The 20,720-nt window shown below is 66.8% G+C and carries 26 protein-coding genes and 1 pseudogene; 23 read left to right on the top strand and 4 right to left on the bottom strand.

The features are described from left to right. The first annotated feature begins 16 nt into the window (after positions 1-16). Both OH802_RS09760 and OH802_RS09755 read left to right on the top strand, forming a co-directional pair. Entirely contained in the window at positions 17-946 is a 930-nt protein-coding gene (locus OH802_RS09760; protein WP_406027366.1) for a DUF1254 domain-containing protein, read from the top strand. A gap of 346 nt (positions 947-1,292) precedes the next feature. Beyond that, entirely contained in the window at positions 1,293-1,535 is a 243-nt protein-coding gene (locus OH802_RS09755; protein WP_406027363.1) for a hypothetical protein, read from the top strand. 259 nt (positions 1,536-1,794) lie between these two features. Here the strand turns inward: OH802_RS09755 and OH802_RS09750 are convergent, their stop codons facing one another. The 4 genes from OH802_RS09750 to OH802_RS09735 all read right to left on the bottom strand — a co-directional run bounded on the left by OH802_RS09750 (position 1,795) and on the right by OH802_RS09735 (position 5,746). Beyond that, on the bottom strand, positions 1,795-3,324 hold the full coding sequence (locus OH802_RS09750; protein ID WP_406027361.1) for a hypothetical protein: 1,530 nt from the start codon (positions 3,322-3,324) through the stop codon (positions 1,795-1,797). An 83-nt stretch (positions 3,325-3,407) separates the two neighbouring features. After that, positions 3,408-3,758, bottom strand: coding sequence for a signal peptidase I (locus OH802_RS09745; protein WP_406027359.1), 351 nt, complete (start codon positions 3,756-3,758; stop codon positions 3,408-3,410). Beyond that, the gene (locus OH802_RS09740; protein WP_406027357.1) at positions 3,755-5,296 is read right to left on the bottom strand and encodes a helix-turn-helix domain-containing protein; all 1,542 of its coding nucleotides are present in this window, start codon (positions 5,294-5,296) and stop codon (positions 3,755-3,757) included. The genes OH802_RS09745 and OH802_RS09740 overlap by 4 nt, the downstream gene beginning before the upstream one ends. A 102-nt stretch (positions 5,297-5,398) precedes the next feature. Then, positions 5,399-5,746, bottom strand: coding sequence for a GntR family transcriptional regulator (locus OH802_RS09735; protein WP_406027355.1), 348 nt, complete (start codon positions 5,744-5,746; stop codon positions 5,399-5,401). A gap of 120 nt (positions 5,747-5,866) precedes the next feature. On the opposite strand from OH802_RS09735, the gene OH802_RS09730 reads away from it, so the two are divergent. From OH802_RS09730 to xerC, 21 genes and pseudogenes are all read left to right on the top strand, one after another. Further along, complete coding sequence (locus tag OH802_RS09730; protein WP_406027353.1) at positions 5,867-6,130, top strand: DUF6284 family protein; 264 nt, start codon at positions 5,867-5,869, stop codon at positions 6,128-6,130. Positions 6,131-6,150: 20 nt separating this feature from the next. Next, the gene (locus tag OH802_RS09725) at positions 6,151-6,363 is read left to right on the top strand and encodes a hypothetical protein (RefSeq protein WP_406027351.1); all 213 of its coding nucleotides are present in this window, start codon (positions 6,151-6,153) and stop codon (positions 6,361-6,363) included. Then, positions 6,360-6,722 carry a hypothetical protein gene (locus tag OH802_RS09720; protein ID WP_406027349.1) on the top strand — a complete coding sequence of 121 codons (363 nt, stop codon included), beginning with the start codon at positions 6,360-6,362 and terminating at the stop codon, positions 6,720-6,722. The genes OH802_RS09725 and OH802_RS09720 overlap by 4 nt, the downstream gene beginning before the upstream one ends. An 8-nt stretch (positions 6,723-6,730) precedes the next feature. Continuing rightward, positions 6,731-7,132 carry a hypothetical protein gene (locus OH802_RS09715; protein WP_406027347.1) on the top strand — a complete coding sequence of 134 codons (402 nt, stop codon included), beginning with the start codon at positions 6,731-6,733 and terminating at the stop codon, positions 7,130-7,132. Then, positions 7,125-7,301, top strand: a complete 177-nt coding sequence (locus tag OH802_RS09710) for a hypothetical protein (protein ID WP_406027345.1) — start codon at positions 7,125-7,127, stop codon at positions 7,299-7,301. The genes OH802_RS09715 and OH802_RS09710 overlap by 8 nt, the downstream gene beginning before the upstream one ends. A gap of 119 nt (positions 7,302-7,420) precedes the next feature. Then, complete coding sequence (locus OH802_RS09705; protein ID WP_406027343.1) at positions 7,421-7,603, top strand: hypothetical protein; 183 nt, start codon at positions 7,421-7,423, stop codon at positions 7,601-7,603. Between the two features lie 3 nt (positions 7,604-7,606). Beyond that, entirely contained in the window at positions 7,607-7,822 is a 216-nt protein-coding gene (locus OH802_RS09700) for a hypothetical protein (RefSeq protein ID WP_406027341.1), read from the top strand. Further along, on the top strand, positions 7,822-8,004 hold the full coding sequence (locus OH802_RS09695) for a hypothetical protein (protein WP_406027339.1): 183 nt from the start codon (positions 7,822-7,824) through the stop codon (positions 8,002-8,004). Before OH802_RS09700 ends, OH802_RS09695 begins: the two co-directional genes overlap by 1 nt. A 93-nt stretch (positions 8,005-8,097) precedes the next feature. Next, the gene (locus tag OH802_RS09690) at positions 8,098-8,355 is read left to right on the top strand and encodes a hypothetical protein (RefSeq protein WP_406027337.1); all 258 of its coding nucleotides are present in this window, start codon (positions 8,098-8,100) and stop codon (positions 8,353-8,355) included. A 9-nt stretch (positions 8,356-8,364) separates the two neighbouring features. Beyond that, positions 8,365-9,168 (top strand): NUDIX domain-containing protein, encoded by an 804-nt coding sequence (locus OH802_RS09685; RefSeq protein WP_406027335.1) that lies wholly within the window; start codon positions 8,365-8,367, stop codon positions 9,166-9,168. Further along, on the top strand, positions 9,165-11,423 hold the full coding sequence (locus OH802_RS09680; RefSeq protein WP_406027333.1) for a cell division protein FtsK: 2,259 nt from the start codon (positions 9,165-9,167) through the stop codon (positions 11,421-11,423). The genes OH802_RS09685 and OH802_RS09680 overlap by 4 nt, the downstream gene beginning before the upstream one ends. 24 nt (positions 11,424-11,447) lie before the next feature. Continuing rightward, positions 11,448-11,843: a DUF3307 domain-containing protein gene (locus OH802_RS09675; RefSeq protein ID WP_406027331.1), complete on the top strand. Its 396-nt coding sequence runs from the start codon at positions 11,448-11,450 to the stop codon at positions 11,841-11,843. A 46-nt stretch (positions 11,844-11,889) separates the two neighbouring features. Then, a complete protein-coding gene (locus tag OH802_RS09670) occupies positions 11,890-12,054 on the top strand; it encodes a hypothetical protein (RefSeq protein WP_406027329.1) in 165 nt (54 codons plus the stop codon). 289 nt (positions 12,055-12,343) lie between these two features. Next, positions 12,344-13,375: a helix-turn-helix domain-containing protein gene (locus OH802_RS09665; protein WP_406027327.1), complete on the top strand. Its 1,032-nt coding sequence runs from the start codon at positions 12,344-12,346 to the stop codon at positions 13,373-13,375. Next, positions 13,362-13,601 (top strand): annotated as a pseudogene (locus tag OH802_RS09660) (WhiB family transcriptional regulator); the annotation flags it as partial. The gene OH802_RS09665 and the pseudogene OH802_RS09660, both read left to right, overlap by 14 nt. A gap of 155 nt (positions 13,602-13,756) precedes the next feature. Then, the gene (locus OH802_RS09655) at positions 13,757-13,972 is read left to right on the top strand and encodes a hypothetical protein (RefSeq protein WP_406027325.1); all 216 of its coding nucleotides are present in this window, start codon (positions 13,757-13,759) and stop codon (positions 13,970-13,972) included. Next, on the top strand, positions 13,969-14,994 hold the full coding sequence (locus tag OH802_RS09650; RefSeq protein ID WP_406027323.1) for a bifunctional DNA primase/polymerase: 1,026 nt from the start codon (positions 13,969-13,971) through the stop codon (positions 14,992-14,994). The genes OH802_RS09655 and OH802_RS09650 overlap by 4 nt, the downstream gene beginning before the upstream one ends. After that, positions 14,994-16,691: a DNA cytosine methyltransferase gene (locus OH802_RS09645; RefSeq protein WP_406027322.1), complete on the top strand. Its 1,698-nt coding sequence runs from the start codon at positions 14,994-14,996 to the stop codon at positions 16,689-16,691. The genes OH802_RS09650 and OH802_RS09645 overlap by 1 nt, the downstream gene beginning before the upstream one ends. 30 nt (positions 16,692-16,721) lie before the next feature. Then, positions 16,722-18,491 carry a hypothetical protein gene (locus OH802_RS09640; protein ID WP_406027320.1) on the top strand — a complete coding sequence of 590 codons (1,770 nt, stop codon included), beginning with the start codon at positions 16,722-16,724 and terminating at the stop codon, positions 18,489-18,491. A 205-nt stretch (positions 18,492-18,696) separates the two neighbouring features. Continuing rightward, entirely contained in the window at positions 18,697-19,011 is a 315-nt protein-coding gene (locus tag OH802_RS09635) for a hypothetical protein (protein ID WP_406027318.1), read from the top strand. Between the two features lie 264 nt (positions 19,012-19,275). Continuing rightward, positions 19,276-20,406 (top strand): tyrosine recombinase XerC, encoded by a 1,131-nt coding sequence (gene xerC / locus OH802_RS09630; protein ID WP_406027316.1) that lies wholly within the window; start codon positions 19,276-19,278, stop codon positions 20,404-20,406. Positions 20,407-20,720: the final 314 nt, after the last annotated feature.

Raw genomic sequence — 20,720 nt, 5'->3', positions numbered from 1 at the left:
GAGCAGATTTCGGACCATGAGCTCCGAGACAGTGAACGTCGACAACTTTGCCCGCGCTGAGACGCACAGGATGTTCGCTGCCCTGCAGACCCGGGGTGCGACCAACGAGCTGGTGCATGTCCGCGCCCCCGAGTCACTCGATGAGCAGCCCGTAATCAGGCAAAACCGAGACACGCTCTACTCCAGCGCGATCGTGGACATCTCCAGGGGTGCCGCCCTGACGCTTCCCGACAGCCGCGGGCGCTACATGTCGGTGATGGTCGTCAACGAGGACCACTACATCAACCGGATCCTTCACGAGCCTGGCACCCACGAGCTCTCGGTGGCTGACTACGACACGGACTATGTCCTGATCGTCGTGCGGACGCTGGTCGACCCAAACGACCCCGCCGACATCGCCGCGGTCAACGCCCTCCAGGACGAGATACAGCTCAAAGCCACCTCCGACCGAGCATTCGTCGCAACCGACTTCGACAAGGCCTCGCTCGACTCGACCCGCTCGGCGCTGCTGGACCTTGCCCGCGGCCTGCCCCGCTACGACCGGGCATTCGGCCGCAAGGAGGATGTCGACCCCGTCCGACACCTGCTCGGCACCGCGGCAGGCTGGGGCGGCCTGCCCGAACAGGAAGCGTTCTACCTCAACGTCGAGCCCGGCCTTCCCATCGGCAACTACGAACTGCGCATAGGTGAGGTTCCGGTCGACGCGTTCTGGTCGATCTCGATCTACAACGCGGCCGGGTACTTCGAGCAGGTCGGGGACGCAGAGGTCAGTCTGAACAGCGTCACCGCACAGCGGGACAACGACGGCTCGATCACCGTTCGGTTCGGCACCGCGGCAGGCCCGAACACCCTCGGCGTCATGGACGGCTGGAACTACATCGTCCGCCTCTACCGCCCGCACGCCGCCGTCCTCGACGGCACCTGGACGTTCCCCGGCCTGGGCTAGTAGCCGTACCGGGCGACCCACGCCGAGCAACCAGGGATCGGGGACCGTTTCCGACCGCCGTGTGCCATCCTCGTGTGCCGTCCGACGGGACGAACCCCGCTACGATCTGCCAAAAGTGCAGGTCAGGGCGGGGTTTCTGCTCCCCGGGTAGGAGTCGAACCTACGTCGCTAGTCCTGATTCAAAGGCACGCCCTCTCCGGCACCTGAGCGTGAACGAGTGCTACTGAGTGGAGCCGATACCGCCTGGTTTGGTGTGCCGCCTGTGTGCCGTCAATGGTTCGCACCAGTGACCGGCACCCGACCAGGGCGCCCTCCGGCACTCGAACACGTGTTCTATCCTGGACGGGTGAGCGTCATCCCCGAATTGGCGGCCAACAACTGGCGTCACCGGCCGCCTAGGCACTGTTTTGTCCGATTCGGCGACTTCCGATGCCCCGCGATCCTGCTTGAGTGGCGGCCGAAGCAGGATCGCGGCGGCGTGTCCAAGTGGGAAGGGCTGGTCATTTACGCAAGCCACACCCCTGCCACAGGGGCGTGGGACGTGCGCCAGAGCTGGATGCACGGTGACTCGATCGAACCGATGAGGTAGGGCTCGCGAGGTCGGTTCGTTAGGGCCGCTACCCGCGGGAGACCGCGGAAGCACATCAAGATATTTGAATCCGTCAGCACGGGGTATGAGGGACACATGGACATCACGCCTGCTGAAATCTACGAGCTCGATCTAATACACCTGCTCTGCTTTGGCTACCATCCAGAGTTCACCTGGCTCGTCGCCCCGTGTGCGAACTGAACACTCGCCGAGCCCCAACCACGGGTCCCGCAGTCTCTGGCTAGACAACAGCCGACACTCAACCGACGTCCTCCAACGGGGCCACTGGACGAACGAACTCACCGATCTCCGAAGCGATGACCTGACCCGACTTTGTTCGTGCGATCTCGCCAAGATCGATCGAGCCGCCAGTAACGCCGGGCCGATCCATCCTGAAGGAATCCGACTTCAGATCGACATCAACGAATCGGATTTCGCCACCAGTCATCTCCAAATCGTCGAAGTGAATCGAACTTCCTTCAGCGTCGATGGAGTCGAACCGAATGCTGCCACGCCGGAGAGCGAATCCATCAAAGGAAATCTCGGTGCCGGAGAACCTCATCTTGTCCCGATCGAAGTACTCATGCGGCTTGAATGAGATGAGACCGCCGTTGACCTTGACTCCGTTGAACACGATTGTTCCACCGTAAAAGGTCCCACCATGAATCGCGATCTCTGCTCCCGTGATGGTCGACCTGCTGAAATCGATTGAGCTTTCGCCAGTCATATTCGCGAGATGAATGGTTACCTCTCCGACTTCAAGCGTCGATTCGACGAAACTTATGCTTCCATGCTCGTCTTTTGGACCAAGCAGTTCGATTTCGCCGCTTCGCAACCAACACTTCTCGAAAGTGACTTCGCCACCATACGCGCCCAAGAGCGTCACCCGAGAGTCGTCAATATAAGTGGATTCGAAACTGAGATCATCTAGGAAAACGGAGCCGGTGAACCACAACGACGAATTGTCGACAATCCTCGCCTCCGCGAAGGTCGTTTCCCCCACGAAGAGGCAATCGCCAAATTTGACCGAACAGTTCACGAAGATGAATTCGTCGAACTTTGCTTCATCAAACACCGCGCCTGTGAAGTCCAAGTTCAGACCAGACCATTGAACCTCTGAATGCTGGCTCATGCGGTCCCAAATCGCCCTAAGGATCGTAGAACGAACTTGATGTTCCTCATTTGCCGGGTAGGCCATTCGACCACCAACCGGATTCTCCATGCTCGCCCGTAGATCGGCGATCCTCTGCTTATCTTCCTGCCCTTCAGGTTCATAGTCGGGAAGCGGCGAACGCAGTTGAAAAGGCATTCGGAGGTAGGCGCAAAGCACATCGACGCAAGTCTGGCGGCCGCTAGGCCAGTCGTCGGCGAGACCAGCGAGCGCGTAAACCCCCGCTATCCGCACGGCCGCTTGGTCCGAGCCCAACTGCTCGGTTGCCCGTGAGAATCTCTCCGTGAATAGTCGAGTCTCGTCACGAGCGGTCGCTCGATCCTGTCGCTCATGATCAGCCTCACCCAAACGTTGGCGTCGAAACGCGACGACCAAGGCGACCACCCCGCCGATACCAGCAACGACCGCCAAGGCCAACTTTGCCGCGTTGAAGAGTGCTGCGGGACCGACTCCTTTCGCCGCCTGGCTCTGCAGATGTGGCTTATCAAACGAAATCCAAAAGAGGAGCAGCGTAATCGCAACTACCGCCAGACCCGCGAAGATCCATAAGAAAACATGCGTCGCAATACTCAGGCCAAAAAGATCGCGAGTCGTTCTTACTCTGCGTCGGAATTTCATCCGCGCAACCCACTTTCTAGCGCATCACCGAAGGCAGCGGCACGCGCCGCGACCTTGGTCGCAGCGAATCGGCGAAGCACGAACTACACCACCGACGGCCAACGGACCGTGAGGACGATCGAGTCATCGAAAGCCTGCCAGGAATGAGAGGTTCCAGGGCCGAACACGACGAAATCGCCTTCACGCTTCATCTCTTGGTCACCGTCAGGGAGCCGCACGGCGAAGTGGCCGCGGAGAAGCATGACCATGGTCGTACGGACCTCCTCCTCGGCAACGGTCCACCCGTGGCGCTCTTCCCCAGCCGTGTGGGTGCCCCACTTGATCTCGACGTCAGTCGAATGGAGCGGGCTCGTCTCAGGGTCGATGAAGTGGCCGATGAGCCAGCCGCGGCGCTCTCCGCCGTCGTCGTACGCATTGCCGGTGGCGGTCGTCACTGGGTGAATCCAATCTCGAAGTGGGGCAGCGCTACGCGCTCGGGGTGCAGCTCGTGGAGACGTCGCAGGCCGAGGACGAAGGCGAAGAGACCCTCGTCTGACCAAGCGGGGTTGTGCGCGAGAGCCCGTAGGCCAGCCTCGTCCTGGGACGAGACGAGGGTGATCCGCTCGGACTCCCAGTTGCTCTCGACGTCACCTCCGCAACGTTGCCAGAAACCCTCGTCGTGCACGGCGACAAGACATGGAAATTCATAGTTTCCGGTTAAGAGGTTGAAGCCGAATCCGGTGCACTCCATTGACCAGGCGTCCGGGCCAGCTTCGGTCAGGTAGCGCATCGGACCGGTGAGGAGGTCCGGGTGCATCGGGTCGATCGTGCGGCGTGTGTCGAGGGTGGTGTCGACCTCCGCCTTGCCGAAGAGTTCCTCCTCGAGTTCTCTCGCGAGCGAGGTTCCGACGCTGACTTCCCAACTCGGCTCTGAGGTCGGCTCGTGGAAGCACTTCGGAATCACCGCGAGTCGCCCGGAGGCGTTGAGGACTTTCGCCCCGCGCTCCTGGATTAGCAAGGCGAAATCGGCTGGGCGTGCACCTTGCGCCGGCCGGGCGAACGCGGTCAGCGCGAGCGCTCCGCCCATACAGTTGCGCGAGCCAGGCGTGAGCACCGACTCGACTGTCGGCATCATCAGATCGCGCAGCGGGAGCGCCTCTCCCCCACCCTGCGCGGCCGCGAGCGTCTCGGCTTCGAGGAGGTCCACCGTGAGCGCGTACTGCGCAAACGATCCGGTAGTGAAGGACGTACGTACGCCGTCTGACTGCGTTTCCCACCCGGTCATCCGGTAGAGCTGGCCGTCGACGAAGCGGGTCTCCTGGACCAGACACTCAGCGAGTCTGGTTTCGGCCGCGCGGCGCCAGGTGTCCGAGTCGGGCTTAGGAACAACAGAGGCAGCATGGTCGTACGCGAATCGCTTCGCGGCCACGTCCGCCTGTAGATCGACGGGGTTACTGACCCACTCCGCTGCGCTAAGGATCGTGAGCTCGATGTTCGCATCGCCGAGCCCGACGCATACCGGCAGGTGATCGCCGAACCCGTCTGCGTAGTACTGGTGCAGCCGATGGGCCACAGCCGATCGGTCGGTCTCAGCCATACGCCACCGCGGCCCGGCGGCCGCGTCCATCCGAGCCGCTGCCGCAAGCACACCCGCGGCCACGTCGTCGTCACGGCCGCTCTGCAGCCACCCGAGCGCACTGTGGAGGTTCGCCGCTGCATCGAGGCGGCTCCGCAGCTCAACTCCAGCGCCAGCCCCTCTGCCCAAACCGATCAGCTGCGCGAACCGCTCACGCTGTGAGTCGGTCGCACCCTCTAGGACCGTGTCAAAGATCCGCTGGATCTGTAGGGAGATCGCTCCGGCGTCGCCCTTTCGCCACAGCGCGACAGAGCGCACGGACACGCCAAGTTGCTCGGCGAACTCCTCGTTGGTGAGTCGCAGAGCAGCCCGCAGAGCATCGGCCTCTCGCGCACTCCACTCGACGATGCTCGTCATCGAAACACCGTCCCATCCTCGGTGAGAAGCCAGCGGATTGCACTGCGATTGCACAACCGCTTCATGGTGAGAAACGCCTGCTCAGGGCTGACTAGAGGCATGTCAAGCACCAGCCGAATCGGCGCCACCAACGAGCTTCTCCAGCCTCTCAACGCGGCTCGACAGGCTTGCGACGTCGCGTCGGAGCCGGTCGACGTCTTCGACGTTCTCTTGGCTCTCAGGGAGCGCGTTGACGTACGTGCCACGTCCGGTGCTCGACACGAGGACGCCTTCGCGCTGCAACTCGCGGATGGCGTTGTGAACCGTGACCTCGGCGACGCCGTACGTCTCCCGAAGCTCACGGAGCGGGGGCAGCTTCGCGCCGACCTCGTACTCACCGTCCCGCACTCGCTGCCGGATGTCCTCGGCGACCTGCTCGTGAAGAGGGGTCGCGTTGTCTCTGCTGATCATGCCTCCAAGGTAACCACAAATGCCCTGGTGTGCGTAGAGGCATTGACATCCTTGATTGCCCTAGTGCACGCTAGTGCACATCAGGGCAATGTTGTTTCCCTCTACGGAAGGCACCACACGATGGAAACCGACCCAACGCACTCCGACCTGGCCGAGATCGAGGCCGAGATGCCTCTGATCGCCGCTGGCGTCGACCTGGTCGACGCGGAGTGCCGCGTACTGACCAACCCCGCCGATGTGCTTGCGAAGCGGGCGCACCGCAGGGCGATGAGTGCCCTGTTGCTCCTGCTGGTTCAGCAGGCCAACCACGACGCGGCCCTGGCGGTCGCGCCTGTCTACACCCTCACCCACCTGAGCTCGGCCGACCCGGCCGAGGCTGCCTGATTCTCGGAAGGAACCCCGTCATGGTTACCGCACCTTTGTTCGTCATCTTCCTGCTCGTCGCGCTTGGCATGGTCAAGTGGGGCGGCACCCACCCCGGCATCATCGCCTTCGGTGTTGTGCTCGGGCTCTCGCTGGCTTCGACCGCGTTCGGTGGCCCGATCCTGGACGGCATCGAGTCCGGCATGTCAGCGGCCCTCTCGGCCGCCACCAACCTCGCGGGTGGTGCCCGATGAGCGCCGCACAGTCCTGGGACCTGACCTGGGCCGCGACCCTGCTCGAGGGTCTCCCGAACGTCGAGCTCCACGGGTTCTCCGTCGACGTCGAGCCGCGCCTGGCCGTGGCCAAGGTGGTCGGCACCTCTGGCCGGCGGCCGGTGGTGCGGCTGGCGATCCGCCCGGCCGGCTACGAGGCCGCGGCCAAGCTCGCCGAGTTTCTGCACCTGTCTGAGCACATGACCGCCGACACCGAGGACGGTCTCGGGCTGCTCGTGCGCCACACCTGGGCCGGCTGGGAGGTCGCCGCCTCCTCCGAGGTTGATGTGTGGGTCGAGATCACCACGACCCAGCGGGTCTGGTCCGAGGCGGTGGCCTGATGGGCACGATGACGTCACCGTCTGGGTCGCCGTCTGGCCTGGTCGCCGATGGCCTGCGGAGGTCGGTTCGTGACTGCCTCGAGGGCGAGGCCGCGGTCGAGCTGCTGATCGGCTACGAGGATGGGCGTCTGCTCGATGGGCCCTGGATCGTGCGCACGCCGGTGTTTCGCCGCTACCGGTTCCGTCCTGGCCCTGAGGACTACGACACCCACGGCCGGGAGCGATCTGGGCTGTCCGAGCGTGACGCGATCGTCCTGCAGGTCGCCGCGTCGGTGACGTCGATCCACTTCCCGGGCGTACCGGTCAACAAGCTCCTCGACCTCGACCGCAACACCCTCGCCCTGGTCCTCACCGCGTACGCACACATCGCCTGCCGCGTCGCCGCGAACGAGGAGTCACGTCATGGCTAAGGGCGATACCCCGAACTACACCCGCAAGCAGTCCGACAAGGACCTCGCGCGTATGCAGCGCGCCGCGAAGGCAGCCCGTGCACGAGGCGACCAGCAGCGGGCGCGCGAGTTCGACGACGTTGCCGCGTCCATCAAGAGCGTGCGCAAGCACCGGGGCTGGGGCAGGTGACGACGCCCCGCAAGCGCAGCACCCAAGTGCCGGTCCGGTCGCACCCAGCCGTCCAAAGCAAGTGCGACCGGACCTCCAACACAGAAGCACCCAACCAACCAAGGAAGAGAGCACCTGTCATGGGGCACCTTAACGACGTCATCGTCGCCGCCGGCCTGGTCGGGGTACCGACCCTGGCCGCCGCCACGATCGCACTCGCCGTCTACGGCCAGCGCCGTGGAGCCCGGCTCTACCGCAAGTACGCCGAGGCCGACATCGACACCGTCCTCGACCGGGCCTCGTCTGAGAAGGCGGGTGCCTGAGTCATGGCTGTCCAGTACACCGGCCTGTTCGGCCACGGCACGTTGAAGGACACCGCGAAGCACGTCGCCAAGACCAACGGAGCGAAGGTCGCCAAGAAGCTCCCCGGCCGCGCGGACCCGTACGCCGCGAAGAAGGCCAAGGTCGGCAAGGCCTCCGATCCGTACCGGAAGAAGAAGCCGGTCAAGCGCACCAACCCTGTGCAGAAGGGCTGGTTCTGATGGCCAAGCACCCCAAGGTCACCGTCATCAGGTCGGGGCACAACACCCCGGACATCGTCGTAGACCCCTCCGCCAGGACCCCGTACGTCCAGGTCGGCGCCCACGCCATCACACCCGCCGCAGCCCGGGCCCTGGCCAAGAACCTGACCAAGGCCGCCGGCATCGCCGAGAAGCGCACCTGATCGGGACACCGGCCAGCCCCGGCCACCGCGTCGGGGCCGGTCGGGAGTCGATCAGGACTCACACCAACTGCAACACCAGCCAAGGAGACAGCAATGGGCACGTTCAACTTCAACGCCAAGGGCTCCGTCGTCGGCTATCAGGCCACGAACATCACCGGCGGCACCGTCACGGTCAACGGCCGGAAGGTCACCGTGCACAAGCCGGTCAAGATCGAGATCCACTACACCTCCGGCAAGGTCACCCGCTTCACCGAGGACGACCCCGAGGTCATCGCCGAGTGGATCAAGGACGGCAAGACCAAGAAGCGCTACAGCCACGTCGTCGTTGACGGCAAGCGCTACGGCAAGTGAGGCCCAGAGATGACGAAGCCGACCAGCGACGAGCAGGACCCGACCAACGTCAGCCGCGTGATCAACATCAACCACGGCGTGGTCGGGATCCAGGCCCCGCACATCACGGAAGGAACGGTCGTGATCAACAGCAACGACGACAAGGTCACGTTCGAACAGGCCCCCCGGATGGAGGGCTACAACGTCAAGTCCGATCCCGAGCTGCGCGGCGATGACCCGCGCGCCATCGACTGGGCCCGACGCCAGTCCCACGCGGTGGTCTGGTTCACGGTCTATGACGTCCTGCCGTTCCACCCGCGTCCCCACGCCAACCTGAAGCCTGGCCGCGGCGACCTGAAGCACTGGGGCGAAGCGGTCTGCTCCGACGCGATCGTCTTCGCCACCCACCCCGACACCGGCGGAGTGCGTCACCTGCTCCTGATCGAGCGTGGCGACGGACACGGCTGGGCACTGCCCGGCGGCGGCCTGGACGCCGGCGAGGTCTCCTACGAAGGCTGCGTCCGCGAACTGTCCGAGGAAACCGGCCTAGACCTCGATCTCGAGGACGTCTCCTACATGCTCCCGCCCCGGGTCGTGGACGACCCCCGCGCCGGTCAGCACGCATGGATGGTCACCTTTCCCGGCGTCATCTACCTCCCGCCCGGTCCGTTCCCGACCGTGACCGGGCAGGACGACGCCACCAATGCGGCGTGGATCCCGGCCGAGTCCTTCGACGGTCTCGATGACGCCCTTCACGAGCGAGGTGGCCGAATCTTCCCCGCACACGTCGACCTCCTCCGCGAGGTCCTGGACGCAGAGGAGAACGACCGATGAGCACCAACCTGAACGAGGCCGAGGAGGTCTACGACCTCGACGCGGCCCGCCGCGCCCGCGAGACGGCTCCTGAGGCCGCTGAGAGCACCGCCACGGCCGACGCCGCCGGCGTTGCCTCTCAGGCTGTCTCTGAGCGCTCTCAGGACGCTCACGAGGCGAACCCGGCCGACGCTGAGGCCGACGACACCGACGACGACACGGACCCCGCTCCGCAAGTCGTTGACGGGCAGGTGCTCGCCGTACGCGACGAGCGCTCCAAGTCGGTCACGGCTGCTCCCCGTCGGGAGATCCTGCCCGCCTGGGCCAAGGACCGGGAGTCGGCGAAGTCTGCTGCTGCGTGGGCGGTGAAGCACTACGGCCACACCACCGGCTACCACGGTGTGCGCCTGCCGCTGTACTACGGCAAGTTGGCCGCCCGCTCCCCGCTGGGTCTGGGTCGTGTCCTGGCTGCGTTCTGGGGCTGGATCGTTGACGCCGAGGACAAGGACAACCGGCTGGCGGTCCGGGGGAACACCACCGACGCGTTCGCCTACCTTCGGTTGAAGGAGGAGCACCGCCGCCAGGTCCGGCTCCGCCTCTTCCTGGGCGTCATCGCGCTCGTGGGCGTGTTCCTCATCGCCACATATGTCGCCTTCGGGATCGAGTCCTTCGTGATCCAGGCATCCCTCATCGCTGCTGCTGCGCTCGGGCTGGGGGTTCTCGGCCGCAACCCGGACAAGCCGATCACCGGGCGCGCCGTGGACACCGCTAAGGAGCCTCGGCTGACCTCGGACCTGATCCTCAACGCGCTCGGTTCGCTGGGTCTGGCCCGGCTGAACCAGGCCCTGGCTAAGGAGGGTTCTAAGGCGATCGCGTTCGTCTCGCCGATCATGCGTGACGGCGCCGGGTTCCGGGCCGAACTCGACCTCCCTCCCGGTGTCACGGCCTCGGAGGTGATCGAGCAGCGTGACCGCCTCGCCTCGGGTCTGCGTCGCTCGCTGGGGAAGGTGTGGCCCGAGACCGACCCGGAGGTCCACGTCGGCCGCCTGGTCCTCTACGTCGCGGACAAGTCGCTGGCGCAGTCCAAGCCCGCACCCTGGCCGCTGGCCAAGGCCGGGAAGGTCAACGTGTTCGAGCCGATCCCGATCGGTGTCGACCAGCGCGGCCGCCCCGTCACCGTCACGCTGATGTTCGCGGCCGGTCTGATCGGTGCGCTGCCCCGGATGGGGAAGACCTTCACCCTGCGGCTGCTGTGCCTGGCCGCTGGCCTGGATCCCCGCGTCGAGCTGCACACCTACAACCTCAAGGGCGGCTCCGACCTCGGCATGCTCGACGCCGTCGCCCACGCCAACCGGGCCGGGGACGACCCCGAAGACATGGACTACCTCATCCGCGACCTGCGGGCGGGTGCGATCGAGATGCGGCGCCGCTACAAGGTCATCAAGACCCTGCCCCGTGAGGTGTGCCCGGAGTCCAAGGTCACCGACGCTCTCGCCTCGGACAAGTCCCTCAAGCTGCACCCGATCTTCTGGGCCTTCGACGAGACCCAGGTGATGTTCGAGCACCCCACCTACGGCGCCGAGATCGCCGAGATCGTCACCGACCTGGTCAAGCGCGGCCCCGCCGTCGGGATCATGGTCTGGTGCGCCACCCAGCGCCCCGACGCCAAGTCCATCCCCACCGGCATCTCCGCCAACGCCGTCCTGCGGCTGTGCCTGAAGGTGATGGGCCAGGTCGAGAACGACATGGTCCTCGGTACCTCGATGTACAAGTCCGGCATCCGCGCAACCACCTTCGGCCGCAAGGACCTCGGCATCGCCTACCTCGTCGGCGAGGGCGACGACCCGCTCATCGTCCGCTCGAGCTACGTCGACTCACCCACCGCCGAAGTCATCTGCGCCCGCGCCCGCGCCGCCCGCATCGCTGCCGGACGCCTGACCGGCATGGCCGCAGGCGAGGTCCTGCCCGACGACGAGACCGGCTCCATCCTCGACCACCTCCTCGCCGTGTGGCCCGAGCACGACCCCGAGTGGCCCAACGGGAAGGTCTGGTGCGACGAACTCGCCAACCGGCTCGCCGAGCACAAGGGATCGCTCTACGCCGGATGGACCGGCGCCCAGGTCACAGCAGCGGTCAAACCCCACGGGATCCGCACCGTCCAGGTCAAGAAGAACCTCGACGGCGAGCAGACCAACAAACGCGGCCTGGTCCGACGCGACATCACCGACACCCTCGGCCACACCGACACCGATACCGGCCCGACCGACCCCGCCTGACCTACCAGCAAGAAGGAGCCCGCCATGTTCGCCACTGTATTCGTCCTGCTCTACGTCGCCCACCTGCTGGCCGACTACCCGCTCCAGACCGACCACCAGGCCGCCCACAAGGCCGACAAGTCGGCCACCGGCTGGGTCGCCAACCTCTCCCACGCCGCAACGCACGTGCTCGTCTCTGCGATCACCCTCGGCGCCGGCTCCCTGGTGCTCGACCTTGAGGTGACCATCCCGGCCCTCGCAGCTGCGCTGGCGTGGGTCGGCGTTTCCCACTCCGTCATCGACCGCCGCCGCGGCGTGCTCGCCTGGATGGCCCACGCCGGACAGACCCAGTTCGCCAAACACGGCGGGGCCGCGCACGTCGACCAAACCGCCCACGTCCTAGCCCTCACCCTCGCCGCATTGACGCTCACCGCGGCCTAGGTCGACCCGGATCCCAACACCTTCACCCACAAGGAGAACCACCACCATGGCCAAGCACACCCCAGCCCAGCAGCGCGAACTGAACCGCCGTATCGGGGTCGCCAAGGACCTCCTCAAGAAGTCACCCAGCAAGCCCGGCTCAGAGGGTCGCGCCGACTTGGTCCGGCGCATGGACCGGCTCATCAACGAGCCTCTCCCCGCAGAGAAGTGACCCGCGCATTGGCCGGATCCGGTAGCCGTAGCGGCTGCTACCCGTAGCACCCCTGCTACTACCGAAACTGCTACCTGACCTGCGGCGTAGCACCGTAGAACCCCTGCTCGCACGCCTGTTCGAACCCGGATCCGGGCCGATCCGACCCCTCCCGCACCCCGCTACCGCTACCCGATCTCACCGAGGCCGCGGAGAAAGCCTCCGGAACGCGCTCGCTGGCCCAAGTCCCTACCTCACCCATGCCCGAAACACCCCGTCCGAACACCACGCCACACGGAAAGAGAACGCCATGAGAACCGCATCCGCACCCCGCTCCGGCCGCCCCTCCGGCCTCGCCGCCGTCGGCTACGGCATGACCGCCGTCGGGTTCGTCCAGGTCGCCGTGACCATCGCCCCGCAGGTCGCCCAGATGATCCCCGCCGCTGGCAGCGCCGCGCCTGCTGTCGGGGTGGCCGTCGCCTTGGCCGCTGACGTCGTGTGGGCTGCCCTGGGCCACACCACGATCCAGGCCTATAAGTCCGGCCAACGCGCCGCCGCCTACGGCTTCGGTGCCGCTACGGCGGTCGCTGTGGCCGTCTCCACGGTCCTACTGGCCGCTGTCGGGCACATGGGCCCCTGGTCCGCGATCCCAGCGCTTGCCGCGCTGCTCCTGGTCGCCGATGGGATCCGCGACCAGGTGACCGTTTCGGCCGAGACCGCCGCGATCATCCGGGCCCGCACCGCCGAGATCCGCGACCAGCGCGCCCTGGCGACGATCGAGGCCCGACACGAAGCCCACATGGAGACCATCACCGGCTACCGGGAATCAGCCCGGCTCGCCGCCCGCACCCACGCCCTGGCCGAGATCAAGGTGACCGTCGAGCGCGCCGAGAACAAGGCCGCCAGGCGCCTTACTACCTCGGCCGAGAAGCACGCCGCCGGCGCGATCGCCTACCGCGAGCTGCTCGGTCGCCAGTCGAACGCTGGCCCCGACACCAACCCTGACAACGGGGCTGACACCGAGGGTGACACCGACCCTGACAACCAATCCCACGCGATCATCGCCCCGGCCGACGCCGTCACCCCGGATGTCAGTGCCGCGCCGGCGCTGATCGTCATCCCTGACACGCACGACATCGAGGACGACGACGCCGACGACGGTCTGTGCGCCATCTGCGCCACCGACCTGGGCGAGGAAGACGGCAACCACGTACACCCCGCCTGTGCCGCCCTCGAGCTGCGCCGAGTCATGAGCGTGCCCGAGGTCGCCGAGCTGCTCGGCGTCACCGAGCGAACCGTCTACCGCTGGACCAAGGAGGCGAACCGCGATGACGTCGCCTGACACCCCTGCCCTGCACCCCGGTGACCTGCCCGGCGCGTTGTGCCCGCAGACCGACCCGGAGGTCTTCTTCCCCGAGCCCGGTGGCAGCCCCGCGGCCGCCAAGAAGGTCTGCGCCGCCTGCGACGTCAGGTCCGACTGCCTCGCCCTGGCGCTCTCCCTCGGTCCCGTCATGGGCGTGTGGGGAGGCATGACCGAGCGCGAGCGCACGAGCCTCAAGCGCGCTGCCCGGACCCCGGCACCGGCCCGCCGCACCTGCCCGGGCTGCGGTGAGGAGTTCACCCGGCCCACGCCCCACGCCATCTACTGCGGCGACCTGTGCCGCCACAAGGCCCGCCGCGCCACCAAGGCCGCCTCACAGGCCCGCCGACAAGGGGAAGCCGCATGAGGCCGTCCGCAGAGCTCTGGGAGACCTTGGCCGAGATCGAGCACGAGCGCCTCACAGCCGAGATGAACGCCGAGCGCCTCGAGGACTCCACCACCCCTGAGAGGGCCGAGCACTGGTGGCACCGCGCCGCCGAGCTGGGCGAGGAGTTCAACGCCTACGCCACCAAGCACGGGATCCAGTTCAACGACGAGGACGAGGAGAACGACCGATGACCACGCCGATGATCACCGCGACGAATGCGCCCGACATGCTCACCGGAGCGCTCGCCGCTGCCGCCCGTGGCTGGCACGTCTTCCCGCTGCTGTCCGGCACCAAGCGCCCCGCACGCCCCAACCACCGCGAGCGCGACTGCACCGGCACCGATCCCCGTTGCCGCGACGGTCACACCGGGTGGGATGCCCGCGCGACCACCGACGCCACCCGGATCCGACGCGCCTGGTCCGGCGAGAGCCCCGCCTACGGTCTCGGGATCGCCTGCGGCCCGTCCGGCCTGGTCGTGGTCGACCTCGACACCCACAAGCCCGGCACCGAGATCCCCGAGCCGTGGAACCGGTTCGGGATCCGGACCGGGGAGGACGTCCTCGACCACCTCGCCGGCGCCCACGGCGGCACCATCACCCCGACCTTCACCGTGCGTACGCCCTCGGGCGGCACCCACCTCTACTACACCGCCCCCGAGGGTGTCCGGTACGGCAACACCGCCGGGACCATCGGCTGGCTGGTCGACACCCGCGCCCACGGCGGCTACGTCGTCGCCGCCCCCACCACCATCGGGACGAGCTCCTACGTGGTGACCGACGACCGCGCACCCGCGCCGCTTCCGTGGTTCCTGATCGACCTCCTCGGTCGACAGCACCGGCCCGCGCCGGCCGCCGGGCCGAGGCCGATCCGGACCGAGGTCGACCACATGCCCGCCTACGTCAAGAGCGCGGTCGACCAGGAAGCCCACAACGTCGCAACCGCACCGGCCAAGAAGCACAACGCGCGCCTCTACGTCGCCGCGAAGGCCCTCGGGCAGCTCATCGCCGGCGGCGTGCTGGCCGAGCACACCGCCTACGACGCCCTCAGCGACGCGGCCCACTCCCTGATCGGCCCCGGCTGCGACTGCAACCCCCGCGAGATCGACAGCACCATCCGATCCGGCTTCCACGCCGGATCCCGCAACCCCCGCACCCCCAACCCGCGCGACAACTCCCGCACCAACTCCCGCAACAACTCGAGGAAGGCCGCCTGATGACCCTCACCGCTGTCGACTACTTCTGTGGCATGGGCGGCTCCTCCTCGGGACTGGTCGAGGCCGGGTTCGAGGTCAAGGTCGCCGCCAACCACTGGACCCGGGCGATCGAGACCCACTCCGCGAACCACCCCGGCACCGAGCACCTATGCGCCGACATCCAACAGGTCGACGTCCGGTACCTGCCCAAGGCCGACCTGCTGTGGGCCTCGCCGATCTGCACCGAGCTGTCCCAGGCCGGCGGCCGCAAGAAGCCCCGCGACCACGACCAGCCCGGCCTGTGGGAGGAGCACGGCCACGTCCCCGCCGAAGCGTTCGAACGCACCCGCGTGACGTTCTGGGAGGTGCTGCGCTACGCCGAGGTCCACAACCCCGCGGTGATCTTGGTCGAGAACGTGGTCGAGGCCGCCGACTGGCACCTGATGCCGACCTGGCTGCACGGCTGGGCCAGTCTCGGATACGACGTCCAGAGCGTCTGCGTCGACGCCGCCCACGTCGGCGGCGAGGACAACGACCCGGCCGCGCAGTGGCGTGGACGGATCTACTTCGGCATCACCCGCAAGGACGTGCCCCTGCTCGACCTGGAGCCCCGCCCACTGGCCTGGTGTGAGAAGTGCGGCCACGACGTCGAGGCTCGGCAGTGGTGGAAGCCGAAGACCAAGCGGATCAACGGGATGCCGGTGGGCAAGTACGGGCCGCAGTACCTCTACGTGTGCCCCGAAGGCGACCACGGAACCGTCGAGCCCTACGTCGCTCCGGCCGCCTCGGTGATCGACTGGACCGACCTCGGCGTCCGCATCGGCGACCGCGAGGCACACGGGATGCGCGACCTCGGCCCCAAGACCATGGCCCGCATCAAGCTCGGCCTCACCACGATCGCCGACCCCGTCCTCATCGGCGCCGGTGGCAACACCTGGGACTCCGCTTCCGGGGCGAGGAACTCCTATCTGCGTGCGTGGCCGCTGCTGGAGTCCCCGACGCCTGCGCAGGTGACGGCGATCCAGAACGGGATCGCGATGAGTGAGGAGATGCGCAAGTTCGTGTTCAACGTCAACCACGGCGGCCCCGCCGACGGGACCGGTGGCCGCTGGTTCGACCCCGAGACCCGGCCGATGCCCACCAACACCAACAAGCGCGGCGAGGCACTGGTGATGACCGAGCCGTTCGTCTCCATGCTGCGCAACCACGGCCGCAACCACCCCGTCACCGGCGGCCCCGTCCCGACGTTCAGCGCCGGTGGATTCCACCACGGTCTGACCATCCCGCCGGGAGCGTTCATCTCGGCCCACCACGGCGGTTACGCCACCGCCGACCCGTCGATGAACAAGCCGGTCACCGAGCCGCTGCGCACCCAGACCGCCCAGCTCAACAAGTCGCTGGTGATCCCGTACCGCAAGGGCGCCAAGCCCTACCCGGCCACCGCCGACGCTCTCTCCACGCTGGCCACCCGCGAACAGCACGCCCTGCTCCAGGCCGCGATCGAGGTCGAGGACTGCTACTTCCGGATGCTCAAACCGCGCGAGGCGGCCAACGCCCAGCGTTTCGCCCGGGATTACGTCATCACCGGCAACCAGGGCGAGCAGCAGATGCAGGCCGGCAATGCCGTCGCGGTCAACGTCGCCGCCTGGCTGGGCCGCAGGGCCGGTGACGCCCTCGGCTGGGGCACCACCCGCCGCACCCACCAGACAGCCGCCTGAACACGACCACGAGATCGAGAGGTCAACCAGATGACTGAGAACACCCACGAGCACCGCGCCAACCGGCCCGCCCTGCGGTCGCTGTCCGAGGACGGTCGCCCGCGCGTCAAGGTCGGCTCCGACCCGGCCTCGATCAAGGCGCTCTCCGAGGCGCTGGACCAACGGTTGCTCTCCGACACCTACGTCCGCGACGGAGCCCCCGTCGTCCTGGAGGAGGTCTCCGGCGCGGCCGAACTGGTGGCCGGCGACGAGGACGCGCCCCCGCCGCTGCGCTCCACCGAGCTCCGCCCGGCACTGCTGGCACGGCTGCTGGCTGAGCAGGCCGAGGTCTACCGCGCCCGCCAGCGCGCCAACGGCGGCGCGACCTACGACGAGGAGATCACCCCGCCCCGCCATGTCCTCGAGTCCGTGCTGTCCCGTTCGTCCTGGCCCGGACTCCCGGTGCTCCACAAGGTCATCACCACGCCCGTCCTGCGACCCGACGGGACCCTGCTCCAGACCCCGGGCTACGACGAAGCCACCGGCTACTACCTCGCCGGCCGGATCACCACCGACCCCATCCCCGAGGACCCCACACCAGAGCAGGTCGCCGAGGCACGGGAGTTTCTGCTGGGGACGTTCCTGCGTGACTTCCCCTGGCGTACGCCAGCAGACAAGGCCAACTACCTGGCGCTGCTCGCTACCCCGATCCTGCACCCCTTCACGCGAGCGATAAACCCGTTCGGGGTCGTGGACGCCACCATGCCCGGCTCCGGCAAGACCATCCTCACCAGCTGCGTCGGGCTGCTGGTCGGACAGCGGGTCCTGACCTGGACCGACTCCGAGGAGGAACTGCGCAAGTCGATCACGACCGTGCTCGCCGACCAGGTCGGCGTGATCGTGTTCGACAACCTCATCGAAGGCTGCGTCATCGACTCCGCCGTCCTGGCCCGCCTGGTCACCGAACGGGTCTGGACCGACCGTCGCCTCGGCACCAACGCCGCTAGTTCGTTCGCCAACGACCGGCTCTGGTTGGCCACCGGCAACAATCTGCGCACCGGTGGCGACATGGCCTCCCGTGCCGTGTGGGTTCGCCTCGACCCCGACTGCCCCCACCCCGAGGAACGGACCGGGTTCTCCATCCCGAACCTCGACACCTGGATCCTCGACCCCGTCAACCAAGCCATCGTGCTGCGGCACCTGCTGGTCCTCATCCTGGACTGGACCCGTGCCGGCGCACCGGTGTCGAAGAACGTGCCGCAGATGCGGCAGTTCTCCCGCTGGGCGCGCTACCTCGGCGGCCTCCTCGAACACCACCAGGTGCCCGCGTTCCTGGCCAACCACGCCGAGTCCCGCGACCTGGACGACGACTACGCCGAATGGCGCGCCTTCCTGCTGCGCTGGCACCACCTCACCGGCGACCGTCGCCTCACCGCCGCCGAGCTGCGCTCCAGCGCCGAACCCGACATGGGTGGCTTGCCCGACCGCTGGGAAGGCACCTTCCCGACCACCACCAACGGCCGCCTGCTCTCACCCAAGAGCCTCGGTCGCATCCTCACCGGCCAGATCGGCCGCTGGCGCGGAACCGTCGTCCTCCGTGCCGAGACCGACAGCCACACCAAGGCCCGCGCCTACTACGTCGAGCGCCGCCCCGAGAAGACCCAGCCGAGCACCGCAAGACCGGCTGGACCAGAGGGAGCGACGGCACCAGTCAACGACGGTCTGTTCCCGAACCCCGAATCAAACCCGCAAATACCGCAAACACCGCAGAACCACCACCTGACCAGGGAAAACAGCATGCGGCATTTAGAACCGGGCTAGAACCCGCAAATACCGCAAACCCCGCAAATCTGCGGAGTTTGCGGGGTTTAGAACCAACCGCCGATTCTAAATACCGCACCTGTTTCCCCAGGTCAGACCCCATTTGCGGTATTTGCGGGGTTTGCGGCATCACATCCCACCCCATTGGTCCAGCAAATCAGTCCAACACTCGCCCAACCATCAACCGCAGGAGAACTGATCCCCGATGTCTCGGAACCGATCCGCTAGCGAGTCCGCTCCCCTGACCGTCGTCGACTCCCAACACAAGCGCCACGGAGGCACCGCGGTGACCAACAACCACACGCTAAGCCTGGCCAACCACATCGTTGGCGAGGGCCGCGCGCTCGCCACCCTGGCCGAGGTCGCCACCGGCCTCACGCTGGCACCCGCCAAGATCCGCAACGACGTACGCCGAGGACTCGCCCGACCTACGCGCCTGGGCCGCCGCGTCGCGTTCTCACGAGAGCAGATCGCCGACTACCTCACGGCCCTCGAAGCCGATGCGGTACGCGCCGCGTGAGGCTCCCGAAAGCGGCGTTCCTGTGTGCCGTCCCCGCTGGGCGGCACACAGGAACGCCCGAACTGAGCGTGAATCCGCCTGAGGTCGACTCAGGCCGCGCGCCGATCGAACACCCACAGACTCCGACACGACGAACACCGACAGGAGACAACAACCATGGCCCGGTTTCCTGAGCCACGCCCAGATGAGCCGATCCGGCTCATCCGCTGGCCGAGGTCACACCCCAAGGCAGGACAGCCGAGGGGCAAGAAGCCCTACCGAGCGGTGCTCAACATCCCTGCGACAATCGATCAGCCTCGCGACCAGGTGCAGAAGTCATTCGCGAAGCTCACCGAAGCACGAACATGGTTGTCTGACACCCGCGATGAGATGGCGCTGTCGACCTACGTCAAACCAGCGAAAGACACCGTCGCCGACGTCGCGGAGAAGTGGCTCGAAACGCGAGAACGCGACGTCAAGGCCGGCACCCTCCGCACCGTCTCTGTCGAGGGCTATCGAAGCGCGCTGACCGGCGTCGCGCTGCACATAGGCGCAGTGCCAGTTCAGAAGCTCACAACGACCGATGTCCGTCACCTACTGGTCACGTTGGCGACCGATGGCGGCGTACAGCGCAGACCGCTCTCGCATCGATCGGTGGTGTACGCCCTGACGAGCCTACGGCTGGTGCTCGACTACGCCGTCGAATCTGGGCTGATCCAGAAGAACCCTGCCGACGCGGTGAAGACGCCCAAGAAGCCCGTCGAGGACGAGCCCGAGCAAATCACCACCTGGGACCGTGACCAGCTGGTGACGTTCCGCCGATACCTCGCGGACCTCTCCGCCGAAGTGCTGGCCGTCGATCCATGGCTGAACGTCGGCTATCGGCTTAGCCTCTCGGGGCTGCGACGCTCCGAGGTGCTCGGTCTGGCCTGGGAAGCGGTCGACCTCGACAACGGTCAGGTTCACGTCCACGCATCGAGGGTGAAGACCGGTCGGAAGAAGCTCACCGAGCGCGGAAAGGCGAAGGCCAACAACTCAGTGCGATGGGTGCCCGTCGAGGTGATCGCGCCGGGGACCGTCGCCGCGCTCCGCGCGCTCTGGATGCTCCAAGGTCGCTCCGCAGATGACTCGCTGGTCATCCGTGACGCGTTGGGCGACCTGGTACATCCGGACGCGTTCAGCGCACGCTTCGACAAACTGGTCGCCGCCGCCGGCCTCCCGCATCTGACCGAGATCCACCACATCCGCCATAGCCTGGCCCGCGCGTTGCACGAAGCGAACTTCAAGCCGATCGAAGGAGCGTCCCTGCTTGGGCACTCGCTGGCGACGCACTTGCAGCACTACCTGCCAACGGGGGACGAGTACGTGAGAGGAGCCGAGGCCAGACTGCGTGACCTGTTCAAGGACGCCGTCTAGCGGCGCGGATGGGACTGTTGGACGGATCGTCCGGCCCGGCCCGGCCCGGCCCGGCCCGGCCCGGACGAGCGTTCCACTCGCAACAGATCCGCGTATCGCATCGGGGGCCCGTTCGTGCTCCCGTCTGTCGATCTCGTTGGTCAGCCGACCCGTCTCCGTGGATCTCAACACGCATACCCAGATTGGGGTAGGTCGACGAGCAGCTAGGCCGAACGATCCGGTCCTGAGGGTGGTCACCCATAGTGTGATGATCCGGTCAGTGATCTGGGTCGGATGCTCGGCCGTAGTCGCAGTCATCGGGATGAAAGCAGGAT

Source organism: Nocardioides sp. NBC_00850 (genome assembly GCF_045207335.1).
Classification (GTDB): domain Bacteria; phylum Actinomycetota; class Actinomycetes; order Propionibacteriales; family Nocardioidaceae; genus Nocardioides.
The sequence above is the reverse complement of the archived record's forward strand: the minus strand, read 5'-3'. Positions and strand labels throughout refer to the sequence as shown.

What these genes read in the sequence shown, in the direction of transcription:
- OH802_RS09720 (WP_406027349.1), top strand. Translation starts at nt 6,360, where the DNA reads ATGAGCGCCGCACAGTCCTGGGACCTGACCTGGGCCGCGACCCTGCTC.
- OH802_RS09715 (WP_406027347.1), top strand. Translation starts at nt 6,731, where the DNA reads ATGACGTCACCGTCTGGGTCGCCGTCTGGCCTGGTCGCCGATGGCCTG.
- OH802_RS09685 (WP_406027335.1), top strand. Translation starts at nt 8,365, where the DNA reads ATGACGAAGCCGACCAGCGACGAGCAGGACCCGACCAACGTCAGCCGC.
- OH802_RS09635 (WP_406027318.1), top strand. Translation starts at nt 18,697, where the DNA reads ATGTCTCGGAACCGATCCGCTAGCGAGTCCGCTCCCCTGACCGTCGTC.
- OH802_RS09740 (WP_406027357.1), bottom strand. Translation starts at nt 5,296, where the DNA reads ATGACGAGCATCGTCGAGTGGAGTGCGCGAGAGGCCGATGCTCTGCGG.
- OH802_RS09665 (WP_406027327.1), top strand. Translation starts at nt 12,344, where the DNA reads ATGAGAACCGCATCCGCACCCCGCTCCGGCCGCCCCTCCGGCCTCGCC.
- OH802_RS09730 (WP_406027353.1), top strand. Translation starts at nt 5,867, where the DNA reads ATGGAAACCGACCCAACGCACTCCGACCTGGCCGAGATCGAGGCCGAG.
- OH802_RS09700 (WP_406027341.1), top strand. Translation starts at nt 7,607, where the DNA reads ATGGCTGTCCAGTACACCGGCCTGTTCGGCCACGGCACGTTGAAGGAC.
- OH802_RS09675 (WP_406027331.1), top strand. Translation starts at nt 11,448, where the DNA reads ATGTTCGCCACTGTATTCGTCCTGCTCTACGTCGCCCACCTGCTGGCC.
- OH802_RS09650 (WP_406027323.1), top strand. Translation starts at nt 13,969, where the DNA reads ATGACCACGCCGATGATCACCGCGACGAATGCGCCCGACATGCTCACC.
- OH802_RS09750 (WP_406027361.1), bottom strand. Translation starts at nt 3,324, where the DNA reads ATGAAATTCCGACGCAGAGTAAGAACGACTCGCGATCTTTTTGGCCTG.
- OH802_RS09705 (WP_406027343.1), top strand. Translation starts at nt 7,421, where the DNA reads ATGGGGCACCTTAACGACGTCATCGTCGCCGCCGGCCTGGTCGGGGTA.
- OH802_RS09710 (WP_406027345.1), top strand. Translation starts at nt 7,125, where the DNA reads ATGGCTAAGGGCGATACCCCGAACTACACCCGCAAGCAGTCCGACAAG.
- OH802_RS09670 (WP_406027329.1), top strand. Translation starts at nt 11,890, where the DNA reads ATGGCCAAGCACACCCCAGCCCAGCAGCGCGAACTGAACCGCCGTATC.
- OH802_RS09645 (WP_406027322.1), top strand. Translation starts at nt 14,994, where the DNA reads ATGACCCTCACCGCTGTCGACTACTTCTGTGGCATGGGCGGCTCCTCC.
- OH802_RS09690 (WP_406027337.1), top strand. Translation starts at nt 8,098, where the DNA reads ATGGGCACGTTCAACTTCAACGCCAAGGGCTCCGTCGTCGGCTATCAG.
- OH802_RS09695 (WP_406027339.1), top strand. Translation starts at nt 7,822, where the DNA reads ATGGCCAAGCACCCCAAGGTCACCGTCATCAGGTCGGGGCACAACACC.
- OH802_RS09680 (WP_406027333.1), top strand. Translation starts at nt 9,165, where the DNA reads ATGAGCACCAACCTGAACGAGGCCGAGGAGGTCTACGACCTCGACGCG.
- OH802_RS09760 (WP_406027366.1), top strand. Translation starts at nt 17, where the DNA reads ATGAGCTCCGAGACAGTGAACGTCGACAACTTTGCCCGCGCTGAGACG.
- OH802_RS09725 (WP_406027351.1), top strand. Translation starts at nt 6,151, where the DNA reads ATGGTTACCGCACCTTTGTTCGTCATCTTCCTGCTCGTCGCGCTTGGC.
- OH802_RS09735 (WP_406027355.1), bottom strand. Translation starts at nt 5,746, where the DNA reads ATGATCAGCAGAGACAACGCGACCCCTCTTCACGAGCAGGTCGCCGAG.
- OH802_RS09655 (WP_406027325.1), top strand. Translation starts at nt 13,757, where the DNA reads ATGAGGCCGTCCGCAGAGCTCTGGGAGACCTTGGCCGAGATCGAGCAC.
- OH802_RS09640 (WP_406027320.1), top strand. Translation starts at nt 16,722, where the DNA reads ATGACTGAGAACACCCACGAGCACCGCGCCAACCGGCCCGCCCTGCGG.